We start from the raw sequence: 15,838 nt of genomic DNA, 5'->3' as shown, positions 1-15,838 counted from the left end.
TATCGCAACAACGATCCGGCGTCAACAGCCCGCCGGGGGCCGCCGGTATCTTGATGGGCAATGACTACCACCCTGGCCATGCCCAACCTGCTCGACCCGATGTACTGGTTGGGCGCCAACGGCGTGTTCGGCCATGCGGTACTGCCCGGCATTTTGTTGATCGTGTTCGTCGAGACCGGTCTGCTCTTCCCGCTGCTGCCCGGTGAGTCGCTGCTGTTCACCGGCGGCTTGCTGGCCGCCAGCGCCCATCCCCCGGTCAGCATCCAGGTGCTGGCCACCTGCGTGGCCATCGTGGCGGTGCTCGGTGACCAGACCGGCTATTTCATCGGGCGGCGGATCGGCCCGGCACTGTTCAAGAAGGAGGACTCGCGCTTCTTCAAGCAGCACCACGTGACGGAGTCGCATGCGTTCTTCGAGAAATATGGGCCGATGGCCATCATCATGGCCCGGTTCATGCCCTTCATACGGACGTTCACCCCGGTGGTCGCCGGGGTGTCCTACATGCGCTACCCGGTATTCCTCGGATTCGACATCGTCGGCGGCATCGCCTGGGGGGCGGGCGCGACGCTGCTGGGCTACTTCCTGGGCAACAACAACTTCGTCCACCACAACCTGGAAAAGATCATCCTGGCGATCTTGTTCGTATCAATGATCCCCGCATTCATTTCGGCGGGAAGGCTGTGGCTGAACCGTCGCCGCGCCCCGAAGCGCGAGAAGCTGCCGTTGCCGGACTAGGTGTCGGCTAGCCACTGGCGTTCAGATTGCGTGCACGGTTGTGATCGAGCGAAATTCGCGACCGTAGATGCAATTTCGCGCAAGATTTGCGCACTGCTAGATCAGACGGTCACCCGGAAATCGCAGCCGGTCTTGGCGCGCACGTCGGCCACCGTGACTCCGGGGTGCAGCTCGGTCAGGGTTAGTCCCTGCCCCGGCTCGACGTCGAAGACGCACAGGTCCGTGATGATCATGTCCACCACTCCCTTGCCGGTGATGGGCAGCGTGCACTGTTTGAGGATCTTCGGGCTGCCGTCTTTGGCGGTGTGGTCCATGACCACGATCACCCGTTTGACACCCGACACCAGATCCATGGCGCCGCCTGGCCCCTTGACCATTTTTCCCGGCACCATCCAGTTGGCCAGGTCGCCGTTTTCGGCCACTTCGAGCCCACCCAGGATGGACAGGTCGATGTGGCCGCCGCGGATCATCGCGAACGAATCGGCGCTGGAAAAAAAGCTCGACCCTGGAATCGCGGTGATGGTCTGCTTGCCGGCGTTGATCAGATCCGGGTCGACGGCGTCGTCGCTCGGGTAGGCGCCGATGCCGAGCAAGCCGTTTTCGGACTGCAGCGTCACGTCGATGTCGTCGGGAATGAAGTTGGCCACCAGGGTCGGGATCCCGATGCCCAGGTTCACGTAGTAGCCGTCGCGTAATTCCTTGGCGGCGCGGCTGGCCATCAGCTCGCGAATGGGGCTGTAGTTCTTCAGCGCGGCACCGCCGCTGGTGGTGCGAAACTCGATGCGCTTCTCGTAGTCGCGTCCTTCGATGATGCGGTCGACGTAGATGCCGGGGGTATGCACCAGGTCGGGATCCAGTTCGCCAACTTCGACCAGCTCTTCCACCTCGGCCACCGTCACCGCGGCGCAGGTGGCGATCATCGGGTTGAAGTTGCGCGCGGTCTTGCGGTAAACGAGGTTGCCGGCCGTATCGCCCTTCCACGCCTTGACGATGGCCAGATCTGCGCGGATGCCTTCTTCCAGAACGTATTCCGTGCCGTCGAAGACGCGGGTGTCTTTGCCTTCGGCGAGCGGGGTGCCGTAGGCCGTGCGGGTGTAGAAGCCGGGAATGCCTGCGCCGCCGGCGCGCAACTTCTCGGCCAGCGTCCCCTGAGGGGTGAGCGTGAGGTCGAGCTCGCCGGCCAGCACCTGGCGCTCGAACTCCTTGTTTTCCCCTACATAGGAGGCGATCACCTTCTTCACCTGGCGGCCCTTGAGCAGTAGACCCATCCCGAAATCGTCGACGCCGGCGTTGTTTCCGACGATGGTGAGGTCCTTGACGCCGCTGTCCACCAGCGCGTGGATGAGGTTTTCCGGGATGCCGCAAAGGCCAAAGCCGCCGGCCGCGATCGTGATGCCGTCCTTCAACAAGCCATTCAGAGCTGACGCAGCGTCGGGGTGGACCTTTTTCACGTAGTTGCTCCTCTACTCGTCCGACGATTCGGCAGACACGTTATCCGCAGTCACGTTATAGGCGGCCTCCATCAGCATCCACCCGGACAGCTGCACCGACAGGTCACGTTCGGGCACCTCCGAGCCGGTGACCGCGCCTTCGACGAACTCCGCCTGCGCGCCGGCCGTGCTGGGCAGTTCGGCGGTGCGATCCCAGAACGGCCCGAACACGGGCAGCCCGCCGACGGTCTGGCGGTAGTCCCACGCCGACTGGGCAGAGGACAGCACCAGCTTTCGGGCGGTGTCGCGGGCGGCTACGTCGTCGGCGGAATCACCGGGCAGCGTGGTAGCCACCAGAGCCAGGTAGCGGGCGGTGACCCCGCCGAACAGCCCGCCGTCGCCACCGCCGGCGCCCTTGATCACCCCGGCTGGCGCCATTTCTTTATCGACCGCGTCGACCAGCCGATAAACTCGCGGTGCGTGCCGGGGATCGCCTGTGCGCGCGGCCAATTCGGTTTCCAGGCCGAGCACTACGCCCTGGCAGTAGGTGTACTGGGCGCGCGAAAGCGAACCGGCTTTGATGCCGTCGAACACCAGATGCGTCTCCGGGTCGATCAGCGTGGCGTCGATCCAGTCGGCCATCTGCTGCGCCCGTTTGAGCCGATCGCCATAGCGGGCCAAAAAGATTCCGGCCGGGCCGTTGGCTGCGGCGTTGAAGAACTGGTCTTGTTTGCGCCAGGGGATGCCGCCGCCATCCTCGGGCACCCACGCTTTGACGAACTGGTCGGTCAGCTTGTCCAGGGCCCGGTGGCAGTCGATGCCGACCAGCCGGGAAGCGCGCTCCAGCGCCAACGCCAGCCACGCCATGTCGTCGTAGTAGTCGTTGATCCACCTACCGACGTTGCGCAGCCGGTGCGAGCGGATCTGGCGGCGAATCCTCTTGCGGCGCTCGGGGTTTGGATCACGCAGCTGTGCGTCGATGAGGCAGTCCAGCAGGTGAGCCTGCCACCAGTAGTGCCAGTGCCCGAACATGCGGTCGCGGCGGGCCGGCGGCCAGGCCACCACGCCGAGCTGGGTGCCCGGCAGGGCCCACAGTCGTTTGAGATGCCGGCGAGTGACCGCGGCTTCGGCGCTGGCTGCCCGGTTGGCCCAGACCTGTTCCATACCTGCTGATCATGCCGTAGCGGGTGCCTTGCCGATCCCACGGTTCCCCCGGTGCTGACCGTGGTCCTCAAATCGGCTTGGAACGGCGGCTCCAGTTCATGCGGCGGCGCCGGGCCGTACGCGGGGATAGACCCGCACTCAACAGCCATCTTCCTGTTCGACGCCGGCAATTGGTGACCGAGACCTACGGGCCATTCGCGGCCTACCAGGCAACCGACGGCACGCAGCAAGTCCGAGCCGAATACCCCTGAGGACACCAGCGCCCTACCACGCGCGGGAGAAATTTCCGTGCTGGACGATCCAGGCGTGCATTGCGATTCCGGCGGCGACGGCCACGTTGATACTGCGGGTCGAGCCGAATTGAGCGATCGATACCGTCAGCGCCGCAGCCGCTTTCGCGTCGTCGGTGATCCCCGGGCCTTCCTGTCCGAACACCAGCAGACACTGCCGCGGCAGCGCGGTCTGCTCTAGGCGGGCAGCGCCGGGAATGTTGTCGACGGCGACGACGGTCAGCCCCGCGTGCGCTGCGAAGTCCATCAGCTCGGCGGTGGTGTCGTGGTGGCACAGCCGTTGATAGCGGTCGGTGACCATGGCGCCGCGGCGATTCCAGCGCCGCCGGCCGACGATGTGCACGGTGTCGACCGCGAACGCGTTGGCGGTGCGCACCACCGCGCCGATATTGGCGTCGTGGCCGAAGTTCTCGATCGCGATGTGCAGCGGGTGCCGGCGCTTGTCGATGTCGGCGATGATCGCCTCGCGCGTCCAGTACCGGTAGGCGTCGACGACGTTGCGGGTGTCACCCTCGCGCAACAGCGCCGGGTCGTAGCGAGGGTCGCTCGGCAGCGGACCTTCCCACGGGCCGACGCCGCTGGCCGGTACGCCCCACTCGGTGGGGCCCGGGTCGGTCATTTGACGGTCCAGACTGCGGCATGGGTGCCTACCACCGACACCGTGGCATACAGCACCGCCTGGTTGATCTCGCCCTGGGTGCACAGCGACGGGCTGACGTGCACCGCGTCCAGCGACGCCTCGGGCAGGATCAGCACCGACGCCCCGTAGGCCGCGCAGGCCGGGCCCAGCCCCGGGCTGGGCAGGGTGGGCGCGACGACCAGCATCATCGGGCCGCCGCGGGCGGCGGAGTCGTCGCGGTAGCGGGCGGCGACCGCGTCGACCGTCAACCCCAGCAGCATGTAGCCGCTGCCGGTGAAGACCCCGGGATCACCGAGCGACGCCTGGCTGAGCTGTGTGCCGTCGGCGCGCCAGGCCGACACACTGGTGGTCTTGACCACCAGGCCGGTGTCGTTCTGGGTGGTCGGCAGCATGCCCATCGGAAACGCCGCCGGATAAGCCGCTGCGGTGCCGGGGAGCCGCTCGCGGGGCGAGTAGGTGTACACGCCGCGCACAGCGCTGCGATCCGTCAGCGGACCCAGACATACCGTGCCGGTGATCCGGTCAGGCGTGGGCGTCGACAACGATTGCACGACAACATTTTTCACGTGCTCGCAGCTACCGACACCGGTGGCCTCCATCGGGTGCGCCAATGCGCCGTAGAGCCCGAACCGGATGTCGTCGGGTTTGGCGTGCGGCGCCGACGGGTCAGTCGGTGCGGCATCGACATCGACCAGAACGTAGTCGGCGTTCCAGCGCAGGTTGGACACCGACATGTTCCAGCCCAGCACCACCAGCGACTCCCCCAGCCGCGCGGTCGGCGCGCGGTAGATCCGGTGGTTCGCGCTCGAGCAGGCCGCCGTCCACGCCACGACCAGCGTCGTCAACACCGCAGTGACAGCCCGCACGACGCTCTCTAGGCCAGTCCCAGATCCGCCAGACCCAGCAGGCTGCGGTAGGGCAAGCCCTCGGCTTCGATGGCTTCGGCCGCGCCGGTGGAACGGTCGACCACCGTGGCCACCCCGACCACTTGGCCGCCGGCGTCGCGGACCGCGCGCACCGCGGTCAGCGCCGACGCGCCGGTGGTGCTGGTGTCCTCAACCACCAGCACCCGCAGCCCGGAGACGTCGGCGCCTTCGATAAGTCGTTGCATGCCATGGGTTTTCACCGATTTGCGAACCACGAACGCGTCGATCGGTCGGCCGGGCGCGTGCATGACGGCGGTGGCGACCGGATCGGCGCCCAACGTCAGGCCGCCGACCGCGGCGTAGTCCCAATCGGCGGTGAGTTCGCGCATCAGCCGGCCGATCAGCGGGGCGGCGCGGTGGTGCAAGGTGGCGCGGCGCAGGTCGACGTAGTAGTCGGCTTGCTTCCCCGAGGACAGCGTGAAGTTGCCACGCCGCACCGAAAGCCGGCGCACCAGCTCGGCCAACTCCTCGCGGTCGGTGACGGTCAGGTCAGGTGCGCCCACGTCCCCGGCCCATCGCGTTCACAGCGGCCCGCGCCAGGGTTCGCGGCATGATCCGTACGGCACCAACCAGCGCCTTGTACTGCGCGCCGGGGATGCTGAGCACCTTTCCGCGGGCGATGTCGGCCAGGCTTTCCCGGATCACGTCGTCGACCGAGAGCCACATGAACGACGGCAGCGACTCCATGTCGATCCCGGCCCGGGAATGAAATTCGGTGCGCACGTATCCAGGGCACACCGCGTGCACGCCGACGCCGGTGCCTTTCAGCCCGCCGGCCAGCCCTTCGGTGAACGACACCACCCACGCCTTCGACGCCGAGTACGTCGATCCGCGGCCCGACAGCAACCCGGCGACACTGGCGACGTTGATCACGGTGCCCACCCCGGCGTCGAGCATGGGCGGCAGCGCGGCGCGCGTCAGCTGCATCACCGCGGTCACGTTCACGTCCAGCTGTGCTTGCAGCAGGTCGGGATCGGCGGTCCAGAACTCGCCGGACGTGCCGAAGCCGGCGTTGTTCACCAGCACCCGCACCCCGGCGGCCAGCCGGTCGGCGACCTTGCCGCGATCGGCGGCATCGGCTAGGTCAGCGGCCAAAACCTCGACGCCGCAACGGGCTTCGTCGCGCAATTCGGCGCTCAGTTGCGTCAGCCGGGCGGTGTCGCGGGCGACCAGCACCAGGTCGAAGCCGTCGGCCGCATAGCGGCGCGCATACCCGGCGCCGATTCCAGACGTCGGTCCGGTGATCAGGGCGACAGGGCGGGGCATGACCGACAGCGTAGCGAAGGCGACAACGCAGGCCCGGAGCCGTCACCGCTGGTAGTGCGGCGCCTGCTGACCGTTGCGTCCGGTGGGCGGGCGCTGGGTGGGCGCCGCGCGTCCCGTGTCCGGGCGGCCCGGGTCGGCCGGTGCGCGGCGAACCGCATCAGGTGGGGGCACGGTGTCACCGCGCCGCGGCGGCAACTCGGCACGGCCGGCCGGGGCCAGCGGGCGGCTCGGCGCCGCGTTACGGCGGGGTGCGGGCTTCGACACTTCCTGCGGCACCGGCGGCAACACCCGCAGCAAGTCGTTGAACTGGCGCACGGTGCGCAGGCCCTCGTCCCATTCGGCCCGGCCGCTGGTGACCGGCATGCTCACCAAGGTCCAGTTCTGCTCGTTCCACATGATCTCGGCGCAATCCGGCGCGGTGTGCGCGAAGGTGACCATGCGCCGGTCGCAGGCCCGGCGGGCGGCGTCGAGGTTGGTGGAGTACACCATCCGCGGCCCGATCGCTCCCAGCAGCCAAATGTCGCTCTCCCGGGGCTCTTTGAGACCCTTGAGCCGCAGGTCGACGACGACGCTGGTGCCCACCTTGCGGTGCAGCGCGATGACAGTGGCGACTTCTTCGAGGTCGAAGATGTACACCGCCTCGCCGCGGATCTGGCCAAGCACGACGTTGCGGGCCGGGATCTCACCGACCGTCGACATCACCCCGCGCTTCCAGCGCTGGGGCAGTTCGCTGTTCTCCGGTTCGTAGTCGAAGCCGTGTGAGCGCGCCCACGACCTGCGCCGCCTGCTGCGTCCGCGCCGTCGATCGATGTCGACGTACAGCAGCACCGCCGCGCCGACAAAGCACAGCGCGGACAGGGTGAACCACAGGGGGACCATCCCGGCTAGCGTATCTGCTGTTAGCCCAGATCCGGGAATGTGAGCAGGTCACAACCAAATTAAGGTTTGCTAGTCCGCGCGTACAATCCCCTCGCGAGCAGACACAAAAGCCCCCAATTTCGTTGGAAATGGGGGCTTTTGCGTCTGCTCGCGGGGCGAAATCAACCCAAAATCAACGAATCGCCGTCGGGGCTGACGTTGACCGGCACGGTGTCGCCGTCGTGCACCTGGCCGGCGAGCAGCATCTTGGCCAGCTGGTCGCCGATGGCCTGCTGCACCAGTCGGCGCAGTGGGCGCGCCCCGTAGACCGGGTCGAACCCGCGATGGGCCAGCCACTGCTTGGCTGCCAGCGACACCTCCAGCTGCAGCCGTCGCTGCGCCAGCCGCTTCTGCAGCTGGGCCAGCTGGATGTCGACGATCTGCACCAACTCGCCGGGCTCGAGGCCGTGGAAGATGATCACGTCGTCGAGGCGGTTGATGAACTCCGGCTTGAACGTCGCCCGCACCGCGGCCATCACCATGTCCTCGTCGCCGCCTGACCCGAGGTTGGACGTCAGGATCAGGATCGTGTTGCGGAAGTCGACCGTGCGGCCCTGCCCGTCGGTGAGCCGGCCCTCGTCGAGAACCTGCAGCAGCACGTCAAACACGTCCTGGTGGGCCTTCTCGACCTCGTCGAACAGGATCACCGTGTACGGACGCCGGCGCACCGCCTCGGTCAGCTGGCCACCGGACTCGTAGCCGACGTAGCCCGGCGGGGCTCCGATCAGCCGGGCTACCGAGTGCCTTTCCCCGTACTCGCTCATGTCGATGCGGACCATCGCGCGCTCGTCGTCGAACAGGAACTCGGCCAGCGCCTTCGCCAGCTCCGTCTTACCGACACCGGTCGGGCCGAGGAACATGAACGCCCCGGTCGGCCGGTTCGGGTCGGCGACACCGGCCCGGCTGCGACGCACCGCATCAGAAACAGCCTGCACCGCTTTCTTCTGCCCGACGACCCGCTTGCCCAGCTCGTCTTCCATCCGCAGAAGCTTGGCGGTCTCGCCTTCGAGCAGCCGCCCGGCCGGGATGCCGGTCCATGCCGACACCACCTCCGCGATGTCGTCGGGGCCGACCTCTTCCTTGAGCATCATGGCCTCGCGGGCCTGCGCTTGCGGCAGCGCGGCCTCGAGCTTCTTCTCCACTTCGGGGATGCGCCCGTAGCGCAGCTCGGCGGCTTTGGCCAGCTCGCCGTCGCGCTCGGCGCGCTCGGACTCGCCGCGCAGCGTTTCCAGCTGTTCCTTGAGCTCGCGAACGGTGTCGATGGCGTTCTTCTCGTTCTGCCAGCGTGTGGTCAGCTCGGAGAGCTTCTCTTTCTGGTCGGCCAGCTCGGAGCGCAGCTTCTCCAGCCGCTCCTTGGAGGCGTCGTCCTCCTCCTTGGCGAGGGCCATCTCCTCGATTTCCAGCCGGCGCACCAGCCGCTCGACCTCGTCGATCTCGACGGGCCGGGAGTCGATCTCCATGCGCAGGCGGCTGGCTGCCTCGTCGACCAGGTCGATGGCCTTGTCCGGCAGGAAGCGGGCGGTGATGTAGCGGTCGCTCAAAGTGGCCGCCGCCACCAGCGCCGAGTCGGTGATCCGCACACCGTGGTGCACCTCGTAGCGGTCCTTCAGCCCACGCAGGATGCCGATGGTGTCCTCGACCGACGGCTCGCCGACGTACACCTGCTGGAAGCGGCGCTCCAACGCGGCGTCCTTCTCGATGTACTTGCGGTACTCGTCGAGCGTGGTGGCACCGACCAGCCGCAGCTCGCCGCGGGCCAACATCGGCTTGATCATGTTGCCGGCGTCCATCGAGCCTTCGCCGGTCGCGCCAGCGCCGACGATGGTGTGCAGCTCGTCGATGAACGTGATGATCTGACCGGCGGAGTTCTTGATGTCCTCGAGCACCGCCTTGAGGCGCTCCTCGAATTCACCGCGGTACTTCGACCCGGCGACCATCGAACCGAGGTCCAACGCGATGATCGTCTTGTCGCGCAGGCTTTCCGGCACGTCGCCGGCGACGATGCGCTGGGCCAGGCCCTCGACGATCGCCGTCTTACCGACACCGGGCTCACCAATGAGCACCGGGTTGTTCTTGGTGCGCCTTGAAAGCACTTGCACGACGCGGCGGATCTCGGTGTCACGCCCGATGACCGGGTCGAGCTTGCCCTCGCGGGCCTGGGCCGTGAGGTTGGTCGAGTACTTCTCCAGCGCCTGGTAGGTGCCCTCGGGGTCGGGGCTGGTGACGCGGGCGCTGCCGCGCACCTTGACGAACGCCTCCCGCAACGCTTGCGGAGACGCGCCGTGGCCGGTCAACAGCTTGGCGACCTCGGAGTCACCCGTGGCCAGGCCGACCATCAGGTGCTCGGTGGAGACGTACTCGTCGTCCATCTCGGTGGCGAGCTGCTGGGCAGCCGTGATCGCAGCCAGCGACTCGCGGGACAGCTGCGGTTGCGAGCTGGCTCCGGTGACCTGGGGCAACCGGTCGATCATGCGCTGGGCTTCAGCGCGGATGGTGGCGGGCTCGACGCCGACTGCTTCCAGCAGCGGCGCAGCGATCCCGTCGTTCTGCGTCAGCAGCGCCAACAGCAGATGAGCGGGCCGAATCTCGGGATGCCCGGCGGCCGATGCCGCCTGTAGCGCCGAGGTCAGCGCCGCCTGAGTCTTGGTAGTCGGGTTAAAAGAGTCCACGACACCTCCGTTCGGGTATCTCAAAAATGCTTGTCGCGATGTTCAACGCCGTCAAGGTTGAGTCTGTTCCGCTCAACTCTAGCGAATTTCAGCGGTCCTAGCGCGGGCGCCGATGTGCCATACAGCAGCCTGGCATCGTATTCGAACGTATGATCGATGAATGGGCCAGCTGGCGTCGATCGGCTACAACGGGCAGCCGGTCCGCAGCCCGTTTCGGGTCGTGCGTCCACCGATCACGGTGCTGGTCGACCTCACCGTGCTCTTCCCCCGCGAGCCGCACCGCTCGGGCCGCTATCACCCCAACGGTCTGCAACTGCACAAGGTCGTCGAGGGCCGACTGACCTGCTGGGGCATCTGCGAGCAGGGCGATTGGTGGGGGCTGGTGACCTACCCGGTGGCCTACGGATCGAAGAGCAAAACCGTCACACATTGGGTGCCGGCCTGGACGCTGCGCCGGAAAGGCTAGTCGCCCAGGACGTCGCCGAGTCGGGCCGCGATACGGATCCATCCGTTGCCCACGACGGTCCGTGCTCGTTGCTGGACGTCGTCGTCGGGATCGAAACCGGTGTGGCGCAAGATGACCCGGGTGCCATGCCCCTCTGGGTGCAAGCTCCAGGTCACCACCCAGGTCGCCGGCTTGTCGGAGCGCGCGTCGGCCCAGCTCATCGCCAGCTGTTGACCCGGCGCCACGGCAAGAACCTCGCACGCGACCTCACCGGAAAAGCCGACCGAGGGCATCGGCTGGCCGCGGAACGTGAAGCGGATGCCGACCACCGGCTCGAAGCCATCCGGTTCCATCAGCCAGCGCGCCATCAGCTCCGGTGTGGTCAATGCCCGCCACACCCGCTCGGGTGGATGCGGATAGAACTGGTCGACCTCGATGATCGTGGCGTCGGCGCGGGTCATGCATCCTCCATCTCGTCGAGCACCTCACCCAGCGCGGCCAGCCGCTCGCGCCAGAACCGTTCATAGGGGCTAAGCCACGTCGAAATCTCCTGCAGCGGTTCGGCATTGACGCGGTAGCGCCGAAACCTGCCCTGTTTGTCCTCGGCGACCAAGCCGCAGTCCCGCAATACCTTGAGGTGTTCCGAGATGCTGGGCCGGGCCATATCGAAGCGCTCGGCGATCTTGATCACAGTGCGCTCGCCGCCGAGCAACATGTCGAGGATGTCGCGGCGGGTCGGGTTGGCCAGCGCCGCGAAGACGGCGTCGGTCCGGCTGGCCTTGGCGCGCAGAGGCATACCGGTCATATTAGGTAGGATTTTTCCTACCTGTCAAACCATCGGCTACGGTTCTCGCGTGGCAGCCAGCTGGGGTTCGGCGCTGACCGGGCTCGTTTCCCTCGCGCTCGTCATCGCCCTCTCCCCCCTTTCGGTCATCCCGGCCGTACTGGTGTTGCAGACGCCGCGGGCGCGGGCCGGCAGCCTCGCCTTCCTGGCCGGGTGGCTGACGGCGCTGGTTGCCCTGACCGCGATCTTCGTCGCGGTTTCAGGCCTACTCGGCAGCCTGCACAAGTCGCCCCCGACGTGGGCGTCGTGGCTGCGCATCGGCGTAGGCGCGGCGCTGATCGTGTTCGGTGCCATCCGGTGGCTGACCCGCCAGCGCCACACCCAGACACCCGGCTGGATGCGGTCGATGACCAACCTCACTCCCGCTCGGGCAGCAGTGACGGGGCTGGTGTTGGCCATCGTGCGGCCCGAGGTGTTGTTCGTCTGCGCGGCGGCGGGATTGGCGATCGGCAGCGCAGGGCTGGGCGTCACGCGCGCGTGGATCCCCGCGGCGATCTTCGTGGCCGTGGCCGCCTCGACAGTCGTAGTCCCGATACTGGCCTACGCGGGCGCAGGTCACCGTCTCGACGATCCGCTGGCCCGGCTCAAGGAGTGGATGGAGCGCCACCACGCCGCACTGATCGCCGGCATCTTCGTGCTGATCGGGTTGCTGGTGTTGTACAAGGGGATCCACGCCCTATAGCGCGCCGGCAGCCCGAGCCCGCTGTTCGCGATCTCGGGGCGGCCCGCTCGGGCCTCTAAAATCGTCGCCCGTGGGCCTAGAAGACCGGGATGCGCTGCGGGTTTTGCATGCCGCGTTTGACGAAGGCGCCTCGGGCGACGAATTGGTTCGTCGCTTCTACACCCGCTGGTTTGCCCTCGACATCTCACTGCGGGACAAGTTCCCGCCCGATATGGCCGGTCAGCGCGCCGCATTCGCGCACGCCCTGAACTGGGTGTACGGCGAGCTGGTGGCCCAGCGCGCACAGGAGCCGGTGCAGTTCTTGGCCCAGCTGGGAAAAGACCACCGCAAATACGGCGTCACCGAAGCGCATTACGAGACGCTGCGTCAGGCGCTGTATGCGACGCTGCGCAGCGATCTGGCCGACGAGTGGACCGATGCCGTCGACGAGGCCGCCCGCCAATCGCTGAACCTGATCACCGGCGTGATGAGCGGTGCCGCCGACGCCGACCATGGCCCCGCCTGGTGGGACGGCACGGTGATCGAGCACCTGCGAGTGTCGCGTGATCTGGCGGTGGTGCGGCTGCAACTGGACCGGCCGCTGCCCTACCACCCCGGCCAGTACGTGCACGCCTCGATCCCGCAGTGCCCGCGGCGCTGGCGCTACCTGACCCCGGCCATCCCACCCGACGAGAGCGGCGCCATCGAATTCCATGTCCGGGCCGTTCCGGGCGGCCTGGTCAGCACCGCGATCGTCGGCGAAACGCGGCCCGGAGACCGCTGGCGGCTGTCTAACCCGCACGGCGGGTTGCAGGTCGACCGCGACGGCGGTGACGTGCTGATGGTGGCCGGCAGCACCGGGCTGGCCCCGATGCGCTCGATCATCATGGACCTCGCCCGCTGGGCCGAAAACCCGCGGGTGCACCTGTTCTTCGGCGCCCGCTATCCATGCGAGCTCTACGACCTGCCGACACTGTGGCAGATCGCATCGCACAATCCGTGGCTGTCGGTCTCGCCGGTGTCGGAGTACACCGGTGACCCGGCCTGGGCCAGCGACTATCCCGACGTCACGCCGCCGCGCGGGTTGCACGTGCGCCAGACCGGCCGGCTGCCCGACGTGGTGACCAAGTACGGCAGCTGGAGCGATCGGCAGATCCTGATCTGCGGCGGACCTGAGATGGTGCGCGCCACCAAGGCCGCGCTCATCGCGAAAGGCGCACCGCCAGAGCGCATTCAGCACGACCCGCTCTCTAGCTAGATCGCGAGGCACTACGCTGGCCGTCGTGCACATCGTCACGCTGCGCGACCCTTCGGCGCCAGTGGTGGCGCAGTATGCACCCAGCGCCGGCATGATCGGTATCTCACTGACCGATTCCGGGGTCGAGCTACTCGGCCAGCGCGCGGGCTTGGATGCCTATCTGGCAGCCGGCAAGACCATGGGCATCCCGATCCTTTACCCGTGGGCTAATCGGCTCGGCGGACGCAGCTACACGGTCCGCGGTGAAGAAATCACGCTGGCGGCCGATGCGTTCGGCGTCCGCACCGACCCGAACGGCTTGCCGCTTCACGGCTTGCTGGCCGGCTACCCGAGCTGGCGGGTGATGACGGAGTCGGCGAACGAGCTCACCGCCGAGTTGGACTTCGCCGCCGACTCGGCACTTCTGGCCAGCTTTCCCTTTCCGCATCTGCTGGTAGTCCGCGTCACGCTGGCCGAGCGCTCGCTCACGGTCCGCAGCACGGTGTCCGCCATCGGCGACAAGCCCGTACCGCTGTGCTTCGGCTTTCACCCGTATCTGCAGCTGCCCGGGGTACCGCGCGCCGAATGGCTCATCGAAACACCGCGGCTGCGGCATCTTCTCCTCGACGACCACGGCCTACCGACCGGTGAGACCGAGGAACAACCACCGATCCATGAACCGTTGGGACACAAGGCGTTCGACGACGGCTACGACGAGGTGCCCGAGGGCGCGGTGTTCGCGGTGTCCGGCGGCGGGCGTCGCATCGAGGTGCACTTTGAACAGGGGTATCCGGCGGCGCAGATCTTCGCGCCCGCCGGTGAAGAAGTGGTGTGCTTCGAGCCGATGGCCGCGCCCACCGATGCGCTGCGCCGCGGCGGCTACCGCAGCGCGAACCCGGGTGAGCCGGCGGTCGCGGTGTTCTCGATCCGCGTCTAGCGGCTCACGAGGCTCGACTCTGCGGATTTGTACACCGCGCCAGCGTGTCCCGTACGAAACCGCAGAGTCGAGGCCCGCGAACGCCCTAGCTCATCTGACGGGGCTGCCACACCACCAGCGCGGTGCTCTTGGGCAGCACCGCCAGGTCGCGCCGCTGGCTGCACCGCAGCCGGTCGACCTCCGCGGTCAACTCCTTGATCCGCGCCTGCAATGCCTCGACCTGGTTGGTCAGCTCGATGATGCGTTTGATGCCGGCAAGGTTGACGCCCTCGTCCTGCGAAAGCCGCTGCACCTCGCGCAGCAGTTCCACGTCATGCTCGGAATAGCGGCGTCCCCCACCGGAAGTGCGCTGCGGACGGACCAGGCCGAGCCGGTCGTAGGTCCGCAGCGTCTGAGCATGCATGCCGGCCAGCTCGGCCGCCACCGAGATCAAAAAGGTTCGAGAATCGTCTTTTTTAGCCATCAGCGATTTCCTGCCCATCCGGCCCTCGGATCAAAGCCGCTAGCCCGCTCGGCGGCGGCGTAGGCCTCCAGCGCCTCTTTGGCGGCACCATCCAGGTTCGGCGGGACGGCGACCTGAACGGTGACCAGCAGGTCGCCGCTGCCGCCGCCGCGCTTGGGCACGCCGCGCCCGCGCACCCGCAGGGTGCGTCCATTGGCGGTACCCTTCGGCACCCGAACACCGACCCGTCCGTCCAGCGTCGGCACCGAAAGCGTTGTGCCCAATGCCAATTCGGCAAAACTGACCGGGACGGTCACGGTGAGGTCGTCGCCATCACGGCCGAACACGGGGTCGGACCGCACGTGCACGGTCACGTACAGGTCACCTGACGGGGCGCCGCGCAAGCCGGCCTCGCCCTGTCCGGGCAACCGGATGCGCTGGCCATCCTCGACTCCCGGCGGGATCCGCACGTTGATGGTGCGGGTCCGGGTCGTCACACCGGTTCCCTTGCACTGGTCGCAGGGATGCTCGATGATCGACCCGCTTCCGCGGCAGTCGGTGCACGGTTCGGAGAATCCGAAAGCGCCTTGGTTGCGGCTGATGACACCCGAGCCGTTACAGGTGGGGCACACCCGCGGGCTGGTGCCCGGCCGGGCGCCGCTGCCATGACAGTTGGTGCACGGCGCCGGGCTGGTCAGCCGCAGCGGCATCGCCACGCCCTTGGCGGCTTCCACGAAACTCAGCTCGGCCTCGGTCTCGAGGTCGTTGCCGCGGCGGGGTCGGCTGGGCCGCGTGGTGGCACCACGACCGAACAAGCCACCGAACAAGTCGCCGATGGTGCTGCCGCCGGTCTGGCCGGCGGCGTCGAACAAATCGCTCAGGTTGAACTCGGCGCCGTCGCCGCCCATGCCGAAGCCGCCGAAGTTGGCGCCGCTGAACCGCCGGCCGAACCCGCCGCCGCCGGCGAACAGCCGTCGGGTCTCGTCGTACTCCTTGCGCTTGGCCGGGTCCGACAGCACGCTGTGCGCCTCCGACACCGCTTTGAACCGCTCTGCGGCCCGCGGGTCGTCGCGGTTGGCGTCGGGGTGCAGCTCGCGCGCCAACTTCCGGTAGGCGCGCTTGATCTCGTCCTGGCTGGCGTCAGGGGAGACGCCTAGCTCCTTATAGAAGTCCTTCTCGACCCATTCGCGTTGGGCCATGCTGCGTCACCCCCTTCCCGCCTTCCTCTGGCTTG

17 protein-coding genes are annotated in these 15,838 nt (G+C 67.6%); 5 read left to right on the top strand and 12 right to left on the bottom strand.

Annotation, left to right across the window (positions count from 1 at the left end; translation table 11 throughout):
• Positions 1–60 precede the first annotated feature (60 nt).
• The gene (locus G6N15_RS10615; protein ID WP_083088611.1) at positions 61–735 is read left to right on the top strand and encodes a DedA family protein; all 675 of its coding nucleotides are present in this window, start codon (positions 61–63) and stop codon (positions 733–735) included.
• Positions 736–836: 101 nt separating this feature from the next.
• Here the strand turns inward: G6N15_RS10615 and G6N15_RS23525 are convergent, their stop codons facing one another.
• The 8 genes from G6N15_RS23525 to clpB form a co-directional block, all read right to left on the bottom strand.
• Positions 837–2,186, bottom strand: coding sequence for a 3-oxoacid CoA-transferase (locus tag G6N15_RS23525; protein ID WP_083088612.1), 1,350 nt, complete (start codon positions 2,184–2,186; stop codon positions 837–839).
• A 12-nt stretch (positions 2,187–2,198) separates the two neighbouring features.
• Complete coding sequence (locus G6N15_RS10605) at positions 2,199–3,329, bottom strand: glycoside hydrolase family 76 protein (protein ID WP_083088613.1); 1,131 nt, start codon at positions 3,327–3,329, stop codon at positions 2,199–2,201.
• 264 nt (positions 3,330–3,593) lie between these two features.
• Positions 3,594–4,238 (bottom strand): TrmH family RNA methyltransferase, encoded by a 645-nt coding sequence (locus tag G6N15_RS10600; protein WP_083088614.1) that lies wholly within the window; start codon positions 4,236–4,238, stop codon positions 3,594–3,596.
• Positions 4,235–5,107, bottom strand: a complete 873-nt coding sequence (locus G6N15_RS10595) for a hypothetical protein (protein WP_372506543.1) — start codon at positions 5,105–5,107, stop codon at positions 4,235–4,237. Before G6N15_RS10595 ends, G6N15_RS10600 begins: the two co-directional genes overlap by 4 nt.
• Before the next feature lie 26 nt (positions 5,108–5,133).
• Entirely contained in the window at positions 5,134–5,673 is a 540-nt protein-coding gene (gene pyrE, locus G6N15_RS10590) for an orotate phosphoribosyltransferase (protein WP_083088653.1), read from the bottom strand.
• A 1-nt stretch (position 5,674) separates the two neighbouring features.
• Positions 5,675–6,451: an SDR family NAD(P)-dependent oxidoreductase gene (locus G6N15_RS10585; protein WP_083088616.1), complete on the bottom strand. Its 777-nt coding sequence runs from the start codon at positions 6,449–6,451 to the stop codon at positions 5,675–5,677.
• Between the two features lie 42 nt (positions 6,452–6,493).
• Entirely contained in the window at positions 6,494–7,330 is an 837-nt protein-coding gene (gene ttfA, locus G6N15_RS10580; protein ID WP_083088617.1) for a trehalose monomycolate transport factor TtfA, read from the bottom strand.
• Between the two features lie 161 nt (positions 7,331–7,491).
• The gene (clpB, locus tag G6N15_RS10575; RefSeq protein ID WP_083088618.1) at positions 7,492–10,038 is read right to left on the bottom strand and encodes an ATP-dependent chaperone ClpB; all 2,547 of its coding nucleotides are present in this window, start codon (positions 10,036–10,038) and stop codon (positions 7,492–7,494) included.
• A 160-nt stretch (positions 10,039–10,198) separates the two neighbouring features.
• Here clpB and G6N15_RS10570 point away from each other — a divergent pair, with 160 nt between their 5' ends.
• Positions 10,199–10,504, top strand: coding sequence for a hypothetical protein (locus G6N15_RS10570; protein WP_083088619.1), 306 nt, complete (start codon positions 10,199–10,201; stop codon positions 10,502–10,504).
• Here G6N15_RS10570 and G6N15_RS10565 read toward each other — a convergent pair.
• Together G6N15_RS10565 and G6N15_RS10560 are read right to left on the bottom strand one after the other, a co-directional pair.
• Positions 10,501–10,944, bottom strand: a complete 444-nt coding sequence (locus G6N15_RS10565) for an SRPBCC family protein (protein ID WP_083088620.1) — start codon at positions 10,942–10,944, stop codon at positions 10,501–10,503. The genes G6N15_RS10570 and G6N15_RS10565 overlap by 4 nt on opposite strands.
• Positions 10,941–11,288: an ArsR/SmtB family transcription factor gene (locus G6N15_RS10560; RefSeq protein WP_372506542.1), complete on the bottom strand. Its 348-nt coding sequence runs from the start codon at positions 11,286–11,288 to the stop codon at positions 10,941–10,943. The genes G6N15_RS10565 and G6N15_RS10560 overlap by 4 nt, the downstream gene beginning before the upstream one ends.
• Positions 11,289–11,337: 49 nt before the next feature.
• Here G6N15_RS10560 and G6N15_RS10555 point away from each other — a divergent pair, with 49 nt between their 5' ends.
• The 3 genes from G6N15_RS10555 (at position 11,338) to G6N15_RS10545 (ending at position 14,162) form a co-directional block, all read left to right on the top strand.
• Complete coding sequence (locus G6N15_RS10555) at positions 11,338–12,009, top strand: GAP family protein (RefSeq protein WP_083088621.1); 672 nt, start codon at positions 11,338–11,340, stop codon at positions 12,007–12,009.
• 70 nt (positions 12,010–12,079) lie between these two features.
• Positions 12,080–13,246: an FAD-binding oxidoreductase gene (locus tag G6N15_RS10550; RefSeq protein WP_083088622.1), complete on the top strand. Its 1,167-nt coding sequence runs from the start codon at positions 12,080–12,082 to the stop codon at positions 13,244–13,246.
• 25 nt (positions 13,247–13,271) lie between these two features.
• On the top strand, positions 13,272–14,162 hold the full coding sequence (locus G6N15_RS10545; RefSeq protein ID WP_083088623.1) for an aldose 1-epimerase: 891 nt from the start codon (positions 13,272–13,274) through the stop codon (positions 14,160–14,162).
• Positions 14,163–14,247: 85 nt separating this feature from the next.
• Here the strand turns inward: G6N15_RS10545 and G6N15_RS10540 are convergent, their stop codons facing one another.
• Both G6N15_RS10540 and dnaJ read right to left on the bottom strand, forming a co-directional pair.
• On the bottom strand, positions 14,248–14,625 hold the full coding sequence (locus G6N15_RS10540; RefSeq protein ID WP_083088624.1) for a heat shock protein transcriptional repressor HspR: 378 nt from the start codon (positions 14,623–14,625) through the stop codon (positions 14,248–14,250).
• Positions 14,625–15,803, bottom strand: coding sequence for a molecular chaperone DnaJ (gene dnaJ, locus G6N15_RS10535; RefSeq protein WP_083088625.1), 1,179 nt, complete (start codon positions 15,801–15,803; stop codon positions 14,625–14,627). Before dnaJ ends, G6N15_RS10540 begins: the two co-directional genes overlap by 1 nt.
• Positions 15,804–15,838 lie beyond the last annotated feature (35 nt).

The organism is Mycobacterium noviomagense, from assembly GCF_010731635.1.
Taxonomy (GTDB): Bacteria; Actinomycetota; Actinomycetes; order Mycobacteriales; family Mycobacteriaceae; genus Mycobacterium; species Mycobacterium noviomagense.
Note: the sequence above shows the minus strand (reverse complement) of the source record. Positions and strands in the feature narration are given on the sequence as shown.